At 62.9% G+C, this 15660-nt stretch carries 22 protein-coding genes; 3 read left to right on the top strand and 19 right to left on the bottom strand.

Annotation, left to right across the window (positions count from 1 at the left end; genetic code table 11):
- The first annotated feature begins 105 nt into the window (after positions 1-105).
- Positions 106-873 carry an outer membrane protein gene (locus tag LRS09_RS07410; RefSeq protein WP_257805141.1) on the top strand — a complete coding sequence of 256 codons (768 nt, stop codon included), beginning with the start codon at positions 106-108 and terminating at the stop codon, positions 871-873.
- Positions 874-1081: 208 nt separating this feature from the next.
- Here the strand turns inward: LRS09_RS07410 and LRS09_RS07405 are convergent, their stop codons facing one another.
- The 6 genes from LRS09_RS07405 to LRS09_RS07380 all read right to left on the bottom strand — a co-directional run bounded on the left by LRS09_RS07405 (position 1082) and on the right by LRS09_RS07380 (position 4922).
- A complete protein-coding gene (locus LRS09_RS07405; protein WP_257805140.1) occupies positions 1082-2071 on the bottom strand; it encodes a site-specific integrase in 990 nt (329 codons plus the stop codon).
- 178 nt (positions 2072-2249) lie between these two features.
- Complete coding sequence (locus LRS09_RS07400; RefSeq protein WP_257805139.1) at positions 2250-2435, bottom strand: helix-turn-helix domain-containing protein; 186 nt, start codon at positions 2433-2435, stop codon at positions 2250-2252.
- The gene (locus LRS09_RS07395; RefSeq protein ID WP_257805138.1) at positions 2425-3192 is read right to left on the bottom strand and encodes a hypothetical protein; all 768 of its coding nucleotides are present in this window, start codon (positions 3190-3192) and stop codon (positions 2425-2427) included. Before LRS09_RS07395 ends, LRS09_RS07400 begins: the two co-directional genes overlap by 11 nt.
- Positions 3193-3343: 151 nt before the next feature.
- Positions 3344-3607, bottom strand: coding sequence for a hypothetical protein (locus tag LRS09_RS07390; RefSeq protein ID WP_257805137.1), 264 nt, complete (start codon positions 3605-3607; stop codon positions 3344-3346).
- Entirely contained in the window at positions 3604-4005 is a 402-nt protein-coding gene (locus LRS09_RS07385; RefSeq protein ID WP_257805136.1) for a hypothetical protein, read from the bottom strand. Before LRS09_RS07385 ends, LRS09_RS07390 begins: the two co-directional genes overlap by 4 nt.
- A gap of 326 nt (positions 4006-4331) precedes the next feature.
- Positions 4332-4922, bottom strand: a complete 591-nt coding sequence (locus tag LRS09_RS07380; protein WP_257805135.1) for a hypothetical protein — start codon at positions 4920-4922, stop codon at positions 4332-4334.
- Between the two features lie 177 nt (positions 4923-5099).
- Between LRS09_RS07380 and LRS09_RS07375 the strand changes: the two genes are divergently transcribed.
- Complete coding sequence (locus LRS09_RS07375; RefSeq protein ID WP_257805134.1) at positions 5100-5339, top strand: hypothetical protein; 240 nt, start codon at positions 5100-5102, stop codon at positions 5337-5339.
- A 33-nt stretch (positions 5340-5372) separates the two neighbouring features.
- Entirely contained in the window at positions 5373-5612 is a 240-nt protein-coding gene (locus LRS09_RS07370) for a hypothetical protein (RefSeq protein ID WP_257805133.1), read from the top strand.
- Here the strand turns inward: LRS09_RS07370 and LRS09_RS07365 are convergent.
- From LRS09_RS07365 to LRS09_RS07305, 13 genes are all read right to left on the bottom strand, one after another.
- Positions 5609-6544, bottom strand: coding sequence for a hypothetical protein (locus LRS09_RS07365; RefSeq protein WP_257805132.1), 936 nt, complete (start codon positions 6542-6544; stop codon positions 5609-5611). The two genes, LRS09_RS07370 and LRS09_RS07365, sit on opposite strands and share 4 nt — an antisense overlap.
- Positions 6544-6906: a hypothetical protein gene (locus tag LRS09_RS07360; RefSeq protein ID WP_257805131.1), complete on the bottom strand. Its 363-nt coding sequence runs from the start codon at positions 6904-6906 to the stop codon at positions 6544-6546. Before LRS09_RS07360 ends, LRS09_RS07365 begins: the two co-directional genes overlap by 1 nt.
- Before the next feature lie 4 nt (positions 6907-6910).
- Positions 6911-9673 carry a phage tail tape measure protein gene (locus LRS09_RS07355; RefSeq protein WP_257805130.1) on the bottom strand — a complete coding sequence of 921 codons (2763 nt, stop codon included), beginning with the start codon at positions 9671-9673 and terminating at the stop codon, positions 6911-6913.
- 9 nt (positions 9674-9682) lie between these two features.
- Positions 9683-11296, bottom strand: a complete 1614-nt coding sequence (locus tag LRS09_RS07350) for a terminase large subunit (RefSeq protein WP_257805129.1) — start codon at positions 11294-11296, stop codon at positions 9683-9685.
- Positions 11268-11681 (bottom strand): phage terminase small subunit P27 family, encoded by a 414-nt coding sequence (locus tag LRS09_RS07345; RefSeq protein ID WP_257805128.1) that lies wholly within the window; start codon positions 11679-11681, stop codon positions 11268-11270. Before LRS09_RS07345 ends, LRS09_RS07350 begins: the two co-directional genes overlap by 29 nt.
- Positions 11678-11998, bottom strand: a complete 321-nt coding sequence (locus tag LRS09_RS07340) for a phage head closure protein (RefSeq protein ID WP_257805126.1) — start codon at positions 11996-11998, stop codon at positions 11678-11680. The genes LRS09_RS07345 and LRS09_RS07340 overlap by 4 nt, the downstream gene beginning before the upstream one ends.
- Positions 11998-12402: a DUF3168 domain-containing protein gene (locus LRS09_RS07335; protein ID WP_257805125.1), complete on the bottom strand. Its 405-nt coding sequence runs from the start codon at positions 12400-12402 to the stop codon at positions 11998-12000. Before LRS09_RS07335 ends, LRS09_RS07340 begins: the two co-directional genes overlap by 1 nt.
- Positions 12399-12842 carry an HK97 gp10 family phage protein gene (locus tag LRS09_RS07330; RefSeq protein ID WP_257805124.1) on the bottom strand — a complete coding sequence of 148 codons (444 nt, stop codon included), beginning with the start codon at positions 12840-12842 and terminating at the stop codon, positions 12399-12401. The genes LRS09_RS07335 and LRS09_RS07330 overlap by 4 nt, the downstream gene beginning before the upstream one ends.
- Complete coding sequence (locus LRS09_RS07325) at positions 12835-13164, bottom strand: head-tail connector protein (protein WP_257805123.1); 330 nt, start codon at positions 13162-13164, stop codon at positions 12835-12837. The genes LRS09_RS07330 and LRS09_RS07325 overlap by 8 nt, the downstream gene beginning before the upstream one ends.
- A gap of 53 nt (positions 13165-13217) precedes the next feature.
- A complete protein-coding gene (locus tag LRS09_RS07320; RefSeq protein ID WP_257805122.1) occupies positions 13218-13706 on the bottom strand; it encodes a hypothetical protein in 489 nt (162 codons plus the stop codon).
- A 2-nt stretch (positions 13707-13708) separates the two neighbouring features.
- Positions 13709-13981 carry an HNH endonuclease gene (locus tag LRS09_RS07315; protein WP_257805121.1) on the bottom strand — a complete coding sequence of 91 codons (273 nt, stop codon included), beginning with the start codon at positions 13979-13981 and terminating at the stop codon, positions 13709-13711.
- Between the two features lie 71 nt (positions 13982-14052).
- Positions 14053-14436: a hypothetical protein gene (locus LRS09_RS07310; RefSeq protein ID WP_257805120.1), complete on the bottom strand. Its 384-nt coding sequence runs from the start codon at positions 14434-14436 to the stop codon at positions 14053-14055.
- Positions 14437-14462: 26 nt separating this feature from the next.
- Positions 14463-15659: a phage major capsid protein gene (locus LRS09_RS07305; protein ID WP_257805119.1), complete on the bottom strand. Its 1197-nt coding sequence runs from the start codon at positions 15657-15659 to the stop codon at positions 14463-14465.
- Position 15660: the final 1 nt, after the last annotated feature.

Raw genomic sequence — 15660 nt, 5'->3', positions numbered from 1 at the left:
CGATTGGTTTATGTCCATGGTTAACCGGCATTTAACCAAGATGGTTAACAGTGGGCCAACACAGAAGGCCGTGACGGATCGGCCTGAATCCCGGAGTTGGATCCCATGCGACTGTTCCTGCGCGCCGCCTTGCCGATCGTGCTCGTCGGATTGGCCCCTTTCCCTGCCGCGCTGGCCGCGGACTACGACCCGCCGATGGTGATCGACACGCCGGAGGAATATGTGCCGGTCGAGGTGGGCAATGGATGGTACCTGCGCGGCGACATCGGCTACAAGTTCAACACGCCCTATCGGGACTCCGTGTTCGGTCCGAGCCCGATCTTTTCGTATGAAGAGAGCAAGCTGCCACTCACCGGCAGCATCGGCTTCGGTTACCGTTTCACCGACTTCCTTCGCATGGAGGCTAATGTCGGTCTCCTGACCACCGATTCGTCGAGCCTGAACTACCTCACGGCGGACGGGATGGGCACCGTCGTCTCGAGCGTGAACGTCTCGACCGAGAATGAGATATGGACCGGCATGGTCAATGCCTATGCCGACCTTGGCACATTCGTCGGGTTCACGCCCTATATCGGCGCTGGCGTCGGCGTTGCTGCCACAAAGCGCAACTACGGCTTCTCGGAAAATTTCGTCGATGGGGCGATCGTCGACGTCGCCTACGCCGACAACTCGCTTCAATATGTCTTCGCTTATTCGCTTGGCGCTGGTGTCAACTACAAGTTGACGAGGAATCTCTCGGTCGACGTGGGATACGAGTATTTCTCGGCGCCGAGCGCTGAATATGTGACGATGGTGACCCCCACCACCTATGCGATCAACAGCGGCATCGACTATCACCAGATCAAGCTCGGCCTGCGCTACGACCTCTGGTAGGCGACGGCAGGGTTTTCATGGAACAGGGCGGGCTTCGGCCCGCCCTTTGCGTTTGCGCCTCATGTGGCGCGGATGGCGCAGCGAGGACAGGAAAAGTCGGCAGGGCGATATTTTCGTCTTGACGGCGGGAGGCGATCCCAATATCGCCACGCGTGGGCCACCCCTCCCCAACGAGAGTTGGTGCGAGACATAATATTTCCCTTTCTTTTCAAGCTGTTGACGCCTCGTCCTTGGCGTCCTGTGCCAGATTTGTGCCAAAAACCACGTCCGTGACGGTCGGATCGCCCATCGCGTGGGCATAGGTGCGGACGAGGGTCGCCACGTCCTTCCAGCCGCCGAGTTTCGCCACCGTCTTCACGTCGATCTTGTTGTGCAGCATCGTCGTCGCGAAGCCGTGGCGGCACGAGTGAGGCGACAACTTCTTGATCTTCGCCCGCTTGATTGCGCCGTCCCACACCTGCCGCACGCTCTCGCGGTCGACGTAGCGGAACACCTGGTCCTGCGGGTTGCGGTTCGACGGGATGTTGGCGATTGCCGCCACGAGCCGAGGAGGAAGGTGCGCGATCCGCTCGTCGCCGACCTTCGTCTGCCTGATCTTGGCCGTGCGCCGCGTCAGGTCGACATCGCCCCACACCAGCGCCACCGCTTCGCCGATCCGGGCGCCGGTGCCGAACATGAACAAGCAGAGCGCGCCGAGGTGAGGGGACGCATTCGCTGCGAAAGCCTCGCACCACTCCAGCGTTGCCGGTTCCTTGATCTTCGTTTGAACCTTGAACCGCTTGACCTTCAGGTAGGGACACAAATCGAGGCCGGCGCAATGGTTGATGATGGCCTGCGTCGGCACGACGAACTGCCGATTGCGGGTTGAAGGGCCTGCCGTTGGGTATACCTTGATGGCCGCCTTAAGCACGTCAGTGCCCTTGATGTCGGCAATCAACGTGTTCTTCCAGTGATCCTCTACCTTGTTCAGAAAGCGTGTCGACTTGCCCGACTGCCGGTAGGAGAGGGCGCCGTCCGCAAAGGTCAGCGTCGAGCCCGGTCCATCGAGACGACGTTGCCAGGCGCGCGCTTCCGCTTCGGCTGCGATGCGTTGCGCTCTTCCTTTGTCCGATGTTTCAGTAGTGCCTCGTAGCCGCCTTCCGGCAACCGTGCCGCGATAGTGCCAGATTTCGCCGCGCCTGTAGAGCTTGAGGGGCATGGCCTGGTCGCCTCCGTGATGAGCTGCACGTCGCTCTCTGTGTGGAACATGCGCTTGCCGATAATGAAGCAGGCTCCGATCGAGCGCGCCAACTCGCGCAGCGTGCGTTCCGGAACACCGAGGTGCTGCGCCAATTCCTCGGGTGTGGTGAACCGCGGCAGGGGAACGCCCGACATGCTCACCTCCGCTTCTTCCGCAGCAGCTTCTGGAGATCCTTTTCGTGAATCTTGATCGGCGAGGTGCTCTGGCCGAATTTAGTCGCGCCGGGCAGCTTGCCAGCATGGTAATAGCGTCGCACGGTCTTCGTCGAGCATCCGATCGCATCTGCGATCTGCTTCGTCTGCAGCACGCGGTTACTCGCCATCGCGACCTCCATCGGCCGGCGTGGCACGCTTGGACAAGCGTAGCGGCCCGCCACCTGGAACACTTCTGACCAGTGGTCCGTGGCGGTCCGGCGCATCAGGCTTGATCATCGCCCCCAAGTGGGCGAGCCGGTCTCCGGTAACCACGAACTTGTGCCCGATCTCCATAAAATCGGTGCGTGGTCTGGAAGTCGAACCGGCCTCAACGTTGTTTAGGTTGATCGGAAAATCTGTCAGCAGGTCCGGTGTCACGAAGTCCACACCCCACGACCCGCCCTCTTCGCCATTTTCGGCGAGACGCCTATCCATGATGTTAAGCTTGGCTCGCACGCCGCGATGGTCGATCTCAAGGCGGAAGAATTTCTTGTTGATGTCGACATGTCCAGGCGATGGCAGCGGATTCATCAGCACCGCGACCAGCATACCAACGGTGATTTCCGGAAGACTGTCGCAAAGCAGTAGATCAGCTGTGTTTGGGTAGCCAAACAACATGGTGTGCAGCATAGTGTCGGTCGGGTCCGCCAACGCGCAGTCGAAAATCAGGCGCGCTGCGACCTCATACGCATCGGTTGCTCTACGCGACACCATGGCAAGGATCTGGGACGCCCCCTCCTCAATCGTCAGATGGGGCGCGGAGTTACCTCGGCCGCCAGCGTAAACAATGCCGGTCTCGCGGAGCTTTCTGCAACGCTGATCGACTTCTCCCGGTTGGCGATCGAGAAGTTCCGCCAAGTGCATCTGAAATGCGGTTGAGCGCATGATCACCTTCCATACGTGATTTTTACGGAAGATACATGAGCATGTATGGGTGTCAATCGTGAAAATAACAGATGATAAAAAGATGTATGTTTCACAGGGGTTTCATGAGAAACGCCCGCAGCTATTAGGCTGCGGGCGGCAATGCGACGCGTCAGATAGATGCCTGCACTGCGGCGAGCGCCTTGTCGGCTTTGGCACTGAGTCGCGCCGAGCGAGCGATCAACTCGCCGATGCCGAACATAGTAACTTCTCGATCCATGCTCGTGATCGTAACCGTATTCACTTCGGCAGTTGCTCTTGCAAGCAAGGCATTTGCTGTGTCGGACAGAAGATGCGCCATGCACAGCATCTCATGCGCCTCACCGGCGACATCATCCAGTTCGCTTAACAGTATAGCGGCGACGCTCGTGTTCATGCCCACCCCCGATCCGGATGGCCGCAGATCATGAACATGCCGACGATATCGGAGCCGTCCCCGTCGACGTCTTCCGGGCGTATGACCCTCCAATTTCGAATGTGGGTGTGCAGCGCCTTGGTCGCGGCGATCAGCTCGGCCTGCGCCATGGCGACGCGGCACTGGGGCGAGAGACAGAGGCTGGTATATCGCACGGGAACCGGGTCGCTCGGCGCCCGGATGTTGAGCTCCCATCTCCCATCCATGTGGGCGTCGTAGTCGGCCATCAGGGCTGAGGCTTCGTCGTGGAGTGCGCGCAGGCGCTCCAGCGGGTGCTGCGGCCTCGCCGAGGCAGGTATTGCAATCGTAGCCGGCAAGGCGGCCATGCCGCCAAGGGCCAAACGCCGGGTGATATTCATCGTCTTACTCGCGGTTTGAAGCCGGCCGTCACAGCCGGTGACGCAATCGCGTCATTCGGGATCGGCCCGAAGCCGGGGGGTGACACCTGCCGCGAGACAGGTCGAACGATTTTAAGGGTCTCCCCTCTGGACATAGCGTTCGCCCCCGGCCATAAAAGCCGAGTTGGAACGCCCGCTAAGGCGTGTCCGATGGCCCTAGGAGCCCGCCAAGGCTCCGCAGCCTCAGCAGCACCTTCGACGCCAATCGAGGTTCCTGCTTATCGCGGTCAGGTTGTCACACCCGCGCTTAAGTTCCGCTGATTTGCCGAATTCGTCAAGCTTCCCCTTCACGGGGCATCGCGCCACTCGGCCTTGATGATGCCGTCGAGCTGCTCGACCGCGCGAGTCACGAACCGCACGCTATACCAACAATGATGCCACCCTGATTTTTGGAAGTATGTTCCCGACCGGGCGAACAAGTCGAGATCCGGCATGCTGATGCCTTTCTCGAAACAGTGGGCGCGCAGCTGGTCGAGAAGCGCATAGCCCGTCAATTTATACGGCTTTTTCGCCCGTCTGATTCCTCGCCTGCCCGCCGCCAGGCGGATGGCCAACTCCGTGCGGCCGGGAAAGGCCGCCAGCAGTTCATCCCAGCTTGCAGACCGGAACAGCTTTCGCAGACGGACTATATCTGCGGCCATCCACGGGACGCGCTTCGCGGCAAGCCCCAGTTCCTCGCATTTATGCTGAATGGCTTTTGGGCTGCGCCGCTGCAGGCGCGCGTAGATCGCCTTCCTGTCCGGAAAGAGCTCCCGGCAGACATTCAACTCGTCGTCGGTCCAGAGCGGCTGCCCTGCCGCGGTGTTGCCAGTGCGCGCCATCCGCTCGCGCAGTCTCTGCGAGGCTCTCGCGCCCTGCATGTGGTTGCGATGCGACATCCGCCTATCAAAGCGGCCGTTCGCGGACACGCCAATGAACGTCCGATCGAAGTCCCCGCTTTCCACAGCGTGCTAGGCCCGCTCACTAGCGCCCGAAAAGGCTACGTCGGGAAAATGCAGGATCTTGCAGGCGCCCGCGTTGAAAGACATGATGGTTCGGCAGGTAGGGAGGGCCACATGCAAACCATCAGAGAGATGCTCTTTGAGCTTCAGGAAAGCTTGGCTGGCGTCAGGCTTCGATCGACCGAGAATCTCATCATCGAGATCTGGACATATGACGGCCGTAACGTTGCCGAGAACGGAAAAGGCGTGAAACTAACCATCCCGTTTAAGTCGATCACTGATCCTCCTCAGGAGGCAGATCAGAAGCCGCAAACGAAGCCGCGACGCCGCGTCGTTCGCGGCATGGGACTTTAGCGGAGCTGCCACACTGAGGCGCAGGAGTAGAGGATGACGGATTTTTCGAACCCCCTGACGAACCTTCGAACATTTAGAGATATTTACGTCGAAGAACGACGGCGCGAGGTCCGGACCGCGTTGGAGTTGAGAAAGACGAACGGTGAAGGCGGCCTTTGGGGCGCCAAGGTTCGGGAGATACAGATCATCATCGAAGCAATCGACAAGGCGATCGCTGATGAAGAAGCCCTGCAGCCATCAATCTATGAGAGCCGTGGGCTTGCCGGGGCTTAGGCTGCGATACTGAACACATAGTCGAACACAGGCGGCGAAATGCGCTGCGGCGCGTTCACTCCCGTGTCTATCCGCCGCGCGATGATCGAATGGGCGTTGCTGCAATAAAGTGCTCTTGAGGTGCTAGCTGCAAATCTGCATCCGCAAAATTTGCATACTGCCTCGACATTGCCGCGCGTATTTTCCCAGCGATCGGCGCGGTGGCAGACCATCGAGCAATATAGGCCCCTCGTCTCTCTGTCCTTCGAGGATCGAGACTTCGGATAGAACGTGCGTCCGCAACCTTCCCTGGCGCATTTCCGCGGCTGATACTTGCGCTTGGCCTGTCGCTGGCATGCCTCGCTGCAGAATCTTCCATTCATTTCGCGTGGACGGAAGGTCACTGCGCATGCCGGGTTCGCGCAGATGCGGGGATCTTGCCTCAGTCCCGCCATAGCACGGTGCACGCTGGTATAGCTCTCATTGTCGCGAGAGCGTTCCTCGAACGCCCACCGCTCGAGTGCGAAGCGAGCATGTTCCCTTGAACAGAAGCCGTATCGCTGGTCTTCAAGGCTCAGAAGAACATAGCACCAACGGCAATTCTCGCGAGGCTCGGCATAGTGCCGCTGCCCCTCCTCCCAGCCGGGTCGCTCGGCGCCGAGCAGATGCAAGGCAGTGGTCACGACTTCGGCAGATTGTGCGTCTGAGCGTGCCCAGCCGTAGCCTTTGAGACAGAGCGAGGATCGGATGGCGGCACGCACCGGACCTTCACTCTCGAACGGGGTTTGACGCCAATCGCGCATCGCGTCCATCACGAGGCCGATCACATGCGTTCGCTTCTCGCCTCGAAAAATAGGGGCAACAGTGACAGACTTTCCGGAGCCGTAGCGATATTCGTCCCAGCCGGCGAACTGACCATGCTTGAACTTCTTGTTGCCTCTGCCCTTGGCCATTATCCGAACACCGCGTCGAATGCCGCCGGGCTGACGGCCGCCTCCCTGCCGGTGGGAGCGCCACTTGCGATGCCCCTGGCCTGCTTGATTGCGCCGTAGGAATGGTCGAGCCATGCCCGGTCCATGGCTAGGAGCGCATCGACGTGGCGGGGCTGGAGCGGGTGGCGGCGAAGCCTGGCCCATGCCTCGATCTCGGTGGGCTGGAGCGCGTTCGGGCCGCCGGGGTGATAGGTCCGGCTCTCGCACAGTTCCCCGAACCACTGCCAGAGCAGGACGCCGCCCTCCGGCAGGCGCGGGCGGTTGCCGGACAGGTTCGCCTTGACCTGCGAGACCATCAGATCGGTGAAGCGGGACCAGCGCATCGGTTTACGCCTTCTGAGAAATGTATCGGCGCTGGACGTCCCCGAAGCCGCCATTCGCCAGGCCCTCGTTGTATTCCCAGATCGCCTGTCGGGCTCCCTGTGCAGCGAGCTTGCGGACATGGTCGTCGCCGCTGGCACCGGTGATGTTGACGTTCAGATCAACCTTGCCGGGCTGGCTCCGAGCTTGGTCCGCCATGCGCATCGACACATCATGCGGGATGACGCGGGAACCCTTCGGCAGGTCGATGATCTCTCCGCCACGTTCGTTGATGCGGGACAGGCCACCGGGCGCAGAGTGTGTCCCGTTGGCGAAGCCCAAAAGCTTGGGCAGGAAGCTTAACAGCATGCCGAATAGGCCGCCACCGCCGCCGCCAGATCCGCCGCCATAGCCCAGCAGCGCGCCGAGGCCGCCGTTACGGCCGTCCATGAAGTTGCCGAAGTTGTCGAGACCGGTGCCGAACAGCCCGCCGAGCGGACCATCCTTGCTCGTTAGCTTCCCGGCCATGTCGACGAGACTGGTATCGAAGGTCTTGAGACCGTCAACAGAGCTGGCCGCCGTGTCGCCGAGCAGCTTAAGTTGCGTGTTGAACTTTTCGACATAGGCAGAGCCGGTCGTGCCGAGAACATCCGACGCGCCGGCGCCGTTCTTCAACGGGCCGCCGGTGAACCATGCCGACGCGGCGTCCTGCGGGTTGCCGTATTTGGTGAGGTAGGAGCCGAACCGGTGATCGAACACGGCATCCTGTGCCGAGGGATCGGCAAGGAACTGTGCCGGCGTCATCTCTCGGCCGAGCGCATCCTTGGTCCACGACGGAACGTTCTGCCCCATGACCTGGTATCGGCCGTAGGCGCGGTCTCCCTTGGTCCACGGACCGAGAGCATTGTAATCGCCGCTGCCGGCGCTCTCGATCGAGGCGATGGCGTCGCGATAGCTCTGCATGACATCGGAGGCTGGGGCCACGGACGGAGCCTTGTCGCTGGCAGAGGATATCGAGGACAGGAAGCCACCACCCTTGCCCGATGATCCTCCCTTGCCTCCGCCGAACAGATCGCCGAACAGGCCGGCCAGTGGCCCCTTGCCGAGCAACACCGCCTGCGCCACAGCCTCCAGCAGCGTATTGAGGAACCGGTCGAGCGCTGCGTTACCGGTCTCGATCTGAGGGATCAGATCCATCATGGCATCGCCGAGCGTGTCATTGAAGAACTCGGAAGCTTCGGCAAGCCGCTCGTGCTGCTCCTGCGACCGATACAGTTCCTCGTTCAAGGCGACGATGCGATTCCGCTCTTCCTCAGTTGCGGCCGCCCCTGCCATGCGCAGCGCGTTCGCCGCCCGCTTCGTCTCCTCAGATGCGCCGACCAGTTGCAATTCCTGCTCCAGCTCGGCGATGAGTTCCCGAACCGCGGCGCGTTCCCGATCGGTGGTCTCCTGTGCCCGTTCCTGGTTCGCAGCGGCCTTGCTCGCGGCCTGCTCCGCCTCGTCGCGGGCGACCTTCTCCTCGGCCAGCGCCCGGGCCTGATCCTGTGTCACGGTGATGCCACGCCCCACCGCATCGGCAAGGATGCGCTCCTGCTCGGCAGCGATTGCGCGTTCGCGGTTCGTCAGCTCCAGTTCCTTGCGATAGGCCGCGATGTAGTCGGCAGAGTTGTCGCGCGGCGCGATGGTCTGCGGCGCGGCCGACGGCGTCTCTGGCGCCCGGCGCTGTAGCTCAGCCTCGACCTGTGCCCGCTGTGCGTCGATCTTCTCCAGTTCGATGCGAAGGGTGTTCAGCGTCTTGGCGCGGGCGCGGTCGGTCATGCCGCTGCGGTTCTGCGCCTCCAGGATGCGGTTCTCGATCTCCAACCGCTGCGCGTCGAGATCCTTCGCCCTGTTGACCAGCGTCTGGTCGCCCTGGTTCTGGAAGTCGCGGTAGCTGTCCAGGAACTCGAACCATGCCGACACTGCGTCGACGATCGCCGATTTGACCGCAGTGCCGATGGTCTTGGCGATGAGGTTGAACTTGCGGTCGACCTCCGCGGCCTTGGCGACCATCTCCTTGTCCATGACAAGGCCCATCTCGCGGGCGAAGCTGATCTGCTTGCGGATGCCGTCCGCGCCCAGGTCGATCAGCTCAACGAAGCGCTCGCCGGCCTGACCGCCGAACAGCTCGTCGCTGATGCGGATCTGCGCCGCCTTATCGAACTGCTGCAGCTTGCCGATGATCTCGGTGAACAGCTCGGTCGGGTCTTCCAGCTTCTTCGCCAGATCCTCGGCGCTGTAGCCCAGCCGGCCGAACGCCTCGGCAGCACTGCCCTTTCCGGTGGTGATGAACTCGTCGGCGCGAAGGTTGAGTTCCTTCAGCCCGTCGGCGAGCGTGTCGACCGGGATGCGCGCCTGCTCCACGACGAAGCTGAGTTCCGAGAAGGACTTCACGCCGACACCCGCCATCTTGGCTTGGCGTCCGACCTCGGCGACGCCCTCGGCGATCTTGCCGACCTGTGCCACGATGCCGGCGAGGCCGCCGCCCACGATGCCACCGACGAAGCCGCCCACGAACGCCTTGCCGTAGGAGCCGACCTTTGCCGCCGATGTGGCGAGCGCCTGGTTGATGCGCGACGTGGAGCGGATCATGTCCTGCTCCATGTCACGCGTGGCGCTCTTGCTGGCCTTCCGGATAGCGTTGAAGTTCTTCTGCGAGATGCCGGACGCCTTGAGCATGTTGCGCTCGAAATCGGTCAGCCGTGCCTCGAGGAGAACGACAAGACGTTCCGCGTCTGCTTCACCGGCCATATGTCCCTCCTATGCGAATGCCCATTCGTCCACGTTTTCCGGCGCGCTGTCGTAGCTCGACCGGCCATTGTCGCCAGCGGCGCAGCGCGCTACTGCCATGGCGGCGGCAACCGCGCCGTCAATACGGTCGGTCGACTTGCCCTTGTGAAAGCTCTTGTTGCCGGCCTTATCGGTTTCGACGGCGATGTTCTGGAAGTTCCAGCGCAACACCGGATGTCCGCCGTGGCGGAAGCGCCGGCCAACGATCGCACGCTCCAGCTCGCGGATCGCAGGCGCCATGGTTACCCATCCCTGCCGCATCTCCACGACCGGCAGGCCATCGTCGGCCAGGTTGGCGATCATGTTGCGGGCCATGTGCGGGTCGAAGGCGATCTCGCGCACGTCGAAGCGGGCGCACAGCTCCCGGATCTGGTCTTCGACGGAGCGATAATCGACCACGTTGCCGGGCGTGGCGGTGATATTCCCTTCCTCCGCCCACTGCGGATAGGGCACCCCGTCGCGGTCGGCCCGGCCGCGCAGGTTGTCGGCAGGGCAGAAGAACCACGGATGCACGATGTAGCCGTCTTCGCCCCAGCGCCAGGCGGCGACGATCACCGTCAGATCGTTCACCGTGGATAGGTCGACGGCAAGCCAGCAAGGTTCCTGCTCTAGATCATCCACGTCGACCATGCCCGCCCCTTCGTCGTAAACCGACATATCGACGAACGGATCAGATGAATGGTCGAGCCATATGTTGAGATGGAGCTGTCTGAAGGCCTCGCGATCGCCTGGCCGATGCTCGGCTTCACGCGCCAGGGCGCGAAGCCCCTCGATGTCCGGGAAGCCGTTGGCAAGTCCGGGATTGACCCTGCGCCACACCTCCTCATCGCGCCAGTCGGCATTCGCCGAGGTCTCGAACAGGATCGGCAGCAAGGTCGGGTCGTTGATCTCGCCGCGGGCGACCTTGCGCGCATAGTCGACGATCTCGTAGGCCACGTTCTCCTGTCCGCGACCCGCCGTCGTGATGATGATCTTCAGCGAGCCCGGCACCTTCACCATGCCGGTCGAGATCACGTCGTAAAGGTCGCGCTTCTTCCAGGCATGCAACTCGTCGATCAGAGCGAAGATGGGCGTGCGTCCGTGCTGAGTGCCCGCATCCGCTGAGATCGCCTCCATGAAGGCACCGGATTTCTTGTGAACGAACCTGTTCTTCGAATCGACGAGCCGCATGAGCTCCTCAATCTTGGGATGCGCCTGCACGATGCCCATCGCTTCGTCATAGGCGATACGTGCCTGCTTCCGATCCGACGCTGCGAAGATCGCCTCGCTTCCCGGTTGCTTCTCCGGTCCAATCGTGTGGAGGAGACCCAAGGCGGCGCCGAGCGAGGTCTTTCGGTTGCCACGTGGCAGCAAGATCACGACAGTGCGGACGATGCGCCGGCCGTCAGGATGGCAGGGACCGTAGATCCTGCGGACGATGCGTTCGTGCCAGTCCGGCACTTCAAATGCTTGACCGGGCAACCGCGACTTGGGATGACGCAGCAGCCCGAGGAAGTCGATCGCACGCTGGCCATAGCCAAACGGATCGTCGATAGTCGACCCGTCGAAGATCCACTCAGGATAGGAGCTTGCTGAAGAGGTCATCTTCCTCCCCTGCAGGCGGACGAAACACCGCTTTGGACCTGGCAACAGGAGTCAGGCCCAGCTCGACTGCCAATCGCATGATTGTCTGAGTGGCTTTGCCGAGCAGGCTGACTGCCGGATTCTGCTTCAGCACGCCGTCCTTGCCGGAGGCCACGAGAAGGCCGTGCGTCTCGATTGCCTTCTGTGCCTCGCGTGCATTGTGCAGCGCCATCACATAGGCGTCGACGCTGCCGCGCATCGCATCCGTCAGCACCTTGCGTTCGGTCAGCTCTATGATGATGCCGCGCCACTCTTCGACCACGGCGGCCGGGATATGTGCCGGCACGTCCGGAACATGATCCAGCCCGCCCTCGATCACCCTGAGTTCGGCCTTGCGCCCCTTCATGTCCGCACCTCTTCGCAGCGCAGCTCCAAGCCCTTGCGCCGGTCGATTTCCTTCGTCTCGCGGATGTTCAGGGTCTTTCCGGCGTAATGGACGCGGTGCTCGGTGGTGACGCCGTCGAGCCACCAGATGCGGAACACAACGCCGAGATTGTCGGTCTCGCCGTAGCCCCTGAGATACTCCTGTGTGCTGGCCTGGACGATCTGCGCCCGCACCGTGGCGAACGTCGTCCATGCGAATTGCGGCGTGCCGGCAGGCGTCGTGCCGGTGCGGGTCTGCGCCTGGATGGTGATCTCGCGATCGAGCTGGCCGGCGCGCATCAGGGCACCTCGCTCACGATGGTCTCGATCGTCAGCACGCCATGGCTGGTCACGCCATCGGGATCGCGCAGGTAGCGGGTCGAGGACACATGCGCGCCGCCAAAGTGCCATCCCGTGACAGCCAGACGGCCGGCGTTGATCGCGGTGCGGATCGCCCCTGCGATGGCCTTCACGCCCTCCAGCGACGGCTCCTCTTTCCACAGGTGCAGGGTGGAGTAGACCGTCACCACGTCGCGCGCGATGCGGCCTTCGTCGACCTCCTGATCTTCGCCGAGGACGATACACGGGTCGGGGCGCTCGGCATGGCTGTCGACAATGCTATCGGCCGGCACGAGGGCAGTGACTGCCGAGGTGGCAACTAGGCGGGTGCGGATAGCGGTCTGGACGGCGAGGGAGGCGCTCATGAGCCTTTCCCCCAGTTCTTCCGCACCGCGCGCCCCACGGCCGCCTTTATGGCCTTCCTCGCCTTCTTGTTGTGCAGTCGGACGGCGGGCCAGAAGAACGGTTGTGCCGGCACGTCGTGCGAGCTGAAGCCGCTGGCCTTGTGCCCGTATTCGACCAGGTGGGCGTAGCGGACATCCTCATTGCCAGCCGTGACCGCTGCCGACAGAGCAGGCACGACCATCGAGCCACCGGGCTGCGAATAGGGTGGCGTGCTCTGGTCCGGCCCGGTGATCTCGATACTGTCGCGCAGATCTCCGCTGTCGACCGCCACGAGTTGGCGCATGGTGCTCGCCATCTCGTTCGCCTGCTTTAACAGCGTTGGCCGCACAGCCGCCTTCACCACGTTGGGGAGGTTGTTCAGCCGCTTCGTCAGCCGCCCGATACCGCCGTCATCAGCCATTGTCGGCCACCTCGTCGGTCAGGCCGAAGGTGTAGCGGCGGTGCTCGGCGACGATCGACGCGACGCCGAACGGGATCGGCTGAGCCGTGACGCCGACCAACGTGGCCTCCCGGTTCGAATACCAGTCGGCTGCGAGCATGTAGATGGCATGCTCCAGGTCTTCCGGTGCCCCGCCCGGCAACGCGACCGTGTCGCTTAGGGCATAGCCCAGCAACCGCTCGACGTGCTTCTGCGCCGCCGCCAGCAGCCGCGTGAGCACGGCGTCATCGGTCGTGCCGGTGACGTTGCAGTGGGCCTTCATGCCGGCCAGGTCGAGTGCCATTCGGGATCTCCGGACATACGATAGTTCCCGCGACAAGCGCGGGCGGATGATCGTTACGCTTCGGCGGCGGCGACACGGACGATATTGCTGTCAACCTCGAGGGTGGAGTTGAGCTTCATCACGCTGTTGGCCTCGTCGAACTGCTCGGCGGCCGACATCACGAACGCGGTGAAATAGCGGATCGAAGGCGTGCCGCCTGCCGGTGCATCGTTGAAGGTGAGACGGAACGCATAGCTGTCGTGGGTTTTCTCGGCCGCGACCACGGCGAGCTGGCCTGCATCAGCATAGTCGAGATCGCACACGACCTGCATGCTACCGCCGTTGCGGGTGCCCTTGGCCTTGCGAGTGCGTGCCGCACCGATCTGGTTCGACGTGATCAGTTCGGACACGTCGCCAACCGAGCCAAGATTGGTCGTGCCGCCGATCTCGGTCCAGGTGGGCGAGCCGGTCGTGAAATCGGTCGCGACGAAGTCGGTTCCGGCGAAGGTTTTGATGGCACCGATATGAAGCTTGGCGCCGGCCGTTGCGAAGAGCTTGGACATGATCAGTTCCTTTCCTGCGCCTGCTTCCAGCTCGAATGGCATGGGGTGCAGAGCGCCATGAAGTTGGTCCGGTCGAGCCGGCGGTGAGGTGCTTTACGGATGCTGGTTTTGTGGTCGACCAGCGTGGCGCGGGCGCCGCAGCGCTGGCACGACGGATAGGCGGCGAGATAGTCGGAACGGGCCTGCTCCCATTCCCTGTCGTATCCGCGTGCCCTGGCGTTGGGGCGCTTGGCGTCGGCCCTGGCCTTGCGTTCCCGGTCCCGCGCAGCGGACACCGGGCAGCGCTCACCGGACTGGTGAACACCACCGCAGAGGCCGCATGCGCGGGGAGCACGGGTCGGCATGGTCAGGCCACCGGCTTGTCGAACGGGTCGAGCACCGCCACGGCGCCAAGCGCGATCGACGTGCCGCCGGCCTTGGTCAGAGAAAGGCGGACGTAGCGCTTGGCGCCGCGATAGCCGAGGCGATAGGTGCTGTCCGCCGCCAGCGTCGCCGGAGCGTTGCTGTCGACGAAGGCGGCATCGGGTGCGGCAAAGCCGAACCCCGATGCATCGCTCTCCTGAATGGCGACGCCGAAGTCGCCCGACGAAACGATTGCCCCGGTGTTGACGATAAACGCCACCGCCTTCGATCCCGCGAGGTCGATGGTGATGCCATCGGCCGCCGCCGCCTTCACCGCAGGGGTGATGGCCTGGACGGCGCTGATGTTGCTGTAGAGGTCGCGCATCATTGTGATGGTTCCTTTCTGCGCCGGGCCTAGGAGGTTGCGGTTTTCAGCTTGCGGAAGCGCGCGGTCTGGAGCACACGGCCGCCGGTGCGGCGGGTCGCATGGATACGGGTCACGCCCTTGCGAGCCTGGGTGTAGGGATCGGAGAGGACCGACAGGGCCAGCCGGTCGACGATGCGGTAGGCAGAGAAGTCGCCATAGATGATCGGGAACGCGCCGTCGGCGATGTCCGGCATGTCGACCATCTCGATCACCGGCTTGCCGAGGATCGTTTCGGGCTGGCCGACTTGATAGGACGGCTGCCACAGATAGTTGTTCTGGCCGTCCTTCAACTTGCGCACCGCGGCGAGCGTGGTGCCGTTCAAGGCCCAGGCCGCACCCGATGCATTGCGATACGCGGCCGGCAGCGCATACATCAGGTCGATCAGCTTGTCGGCACTGAGGTTCGTGGCATGCCCGTTCACGGTGTGCAGGATGCCTGTGTCGGACATCAGGCCGGCGGGCTGCTTCACGCCGGAGCCGTTGACGAAGGCGACGGCCTCTTTCTGGCCGAAGTCCTCGGCGAGCGCGAGACGCACTTCCTGCTCGGCCTGGCCGGCACTGTCGGCGAGCAGCTCGTTCGAGATGTCGACGAAGGTCGTCAGTTTGTGAATCTCGACCTCAGTCAGGCCGAAGGAGATATCGCTCTCCTCGCTCTCCTCCAGCTCGCCTTCCCATTGCGCATTGGTGATACCGGTGCGCTTCGGATACTTGACCGACGTGGCGCCCGTGGTGCGCACCGATGCGTAGGAGCGGATCGGCGAGAACTCGACCAGATCCTTGATGAACTCGGTGCTCATCTCCGCCGGCGCCAGATAGCCGGCCTGCGGATCGCTGGAGACGGTCAGCGCCTTGATGTCCTCGACAGGCGTCTGGTTGCCGAGGCGGAGGTAGGTGCCGAACGACTTGCGCACGACCTCGGCGTCGGGATCGTCCTGCTTGTCGCTGCCACCGGGGCGCTTGGCCTTGGCCTCGATCTTGTCGAGACGGTCGGTCAGCTTCTTGCCGTCGTCAGCCGCCTTGGTCTCGATCGCCTTCAGCCGGTCGTCGAGCGACTTGGTCTGATCGCCGACCGACTTCGTCAGGTCGCCGAGCGCCTTGGTGACGACGGCAACGGGATCGTCGTCATCGCCCTTGGTTTCCAGAATTCCAGCGCCGGCAAGCAGCGCCTGAGTGACATGTCGCATG

It is taken from the genome of Mesorhizobium sp. J428, from assembly GCF_024699925.1.
In the GTDB taxonomy this organism is placed as follows: domain Bacteria; phylum Pseudomonadota; class Alphaproteobacteria; order Rhizobiales; family Rhizobiaceae; genus Mesorhizobium_A.
This window is presented reverse-complemented; position numbering and strand designations above follow the sequence as displayed.

Bases quoted from the DNA above. Each gene is read 5' to 3' on its own strand.
- LRS09_RS07410 (WP_257805141.1), top strand. From the start codon at position 106: ATGCGACTGTTCCTGCGCGCCGCCTTGCCGATCGTGCTCGTCGGATTG.
- LRS09_RS07405 (WP_257805140.1), bottom strand. From the start codon at position 2,071: ATGCCCCTCAAGCTCTACAGGCGCGGCGAAATCTGGCACTATCGCGGC.
- LRS09_RS07400 (WP_257805139.1), bottom strand. From the start codon at position 2,435: ATGGCGAGTAACCGCGTGCTGCAGACGAAGCAGATCGCAGATGCGATC.
- LRS09_RS07395 (WP_257805138.1), bottom strand. From the start codon at position 3,192: ATGCGCTCAACCGCATTTCAGATGCACTTGGCGGAACTTCTCGATCGC.
- LRS09_RS07390 (WP_257805137.1), bottom strand. From the start codon at position 3,607: ATGAACACGAGCGTCGCCGCTATACTGTTAAGCGAACTGGATGATGTC.
- LRS09_RS07385 (WP_257805136.1), bottom strand. From the start codon at position 4,005: ATGAATATCACCCGGCGTTTGGCCCTTGGCGGCATGGCCGCCTTGCCG.
- LRS09_RS07380 (WP_257805135.1), bottom strand. From the start codon at position 4,922: ATGTCGCATCGCAACCACATGCAGGGCGCGAGAGCCTCGCAGAGACTG.
- LRS09_RS07375 (WP_257805134.1), top strand. From the start codon at position 5,100: ATGCAAACCATCAGAGAGATGCTCTTTGAGCTTCAGGAAAGCTTGGCT.
- LRS09_RS07370 (WP_257805133.1), top strand. From the start codon at position 5,373: ATGACGGATTTTTCGAACCCCCTGACGAACCTTCGAACATTTAGAGAT.
- LRS09_RS07365 (WP_257805132.1), bottom strand. From the start codon at position 6,544: ATGGCCAAGGGCAGAGGCAACAAGAAGTTCAAGCATGGTCAGTTCGCC.
- LRS09_RS07360 (WP_257805131.1), bottom strand. From the start codon at position 6,906: ATGCGCTGGTCCCGCTTCACCGATCTGATGGTCTCGCAGGTCAAGGCG.
- LRS09_RS07355 (WP_257805130.1), bottom strand. From the start codon at position 9,673: ATGGCCGGTGAAGCAGACGCGGAACGTCTTGTCGTTCTCCTCGAGGCA.
- LRS09_RS07350 (WP_257805129.1), bottom strand. From the start codon at position 11,296: ATGACCTCTTCAGCAAGCTCCTATCCTGAGTGGATCTTCGACGGGTCG.
- LRS09_RS07345 (WP_257805128.1), bottom strand. From the start codon at position 11,681: ATGAAGGGGCGCAAGGCCGAACTCAGGGTGATCGAGGGCGGGCTGGAT.
- LRS09_RS07340 (WP_257805126.1), bottom strand. From the start codon at position 11,998: ATGCGCGCCGGCCAGCTCGATCGCGAGATCACCATCCAGGCGCAGACC.
- LRS09_RS07335 (WP_257805125.1), bottom strand. From the start codon at position 12,402: ATGAGCGCCTCCCTCGCCGTCCAGACCGCTATCCGCACCCGCCTAGTT.
- LRS09_RS07330 (WP_257805124.1), bottom strand. From the start codon at position 12,842: ATGGCTGATGACGGCGGTATCGGGCGGCTGACGAAGCGGCTGAACAAC.
- LRS09_RS07325 (WP_257805123.1), bottom strand. From the start codon at position 13,164: ATGGCACTCGACCTGGCCGGCATGAAGGCCCACTGCAACGTCACCGGC.
- LRS09_RS07320 (WP_257805122.1), bottom strand. From the start codon at position 13,706: ATGTCCAAGCTCTTCGCAACGGCCGGCGCCAAGCTTCATATCGGTGCC.
- LRS09_RS07310 (WP_257805120.1), bottom strand. From the start codon at position 14,436: ATGATGCGCGACCTCTACAGCAACATCAGCGCCGTCCAGGCCATCACC.
- LRS09_RS07305 (WP_257805119.1), bottom strand. From the start codon at position 15,659: ATGCGACATGTCACTCAGGCGCTGCTTGCCGGCGCTGGAATTCTGGAA.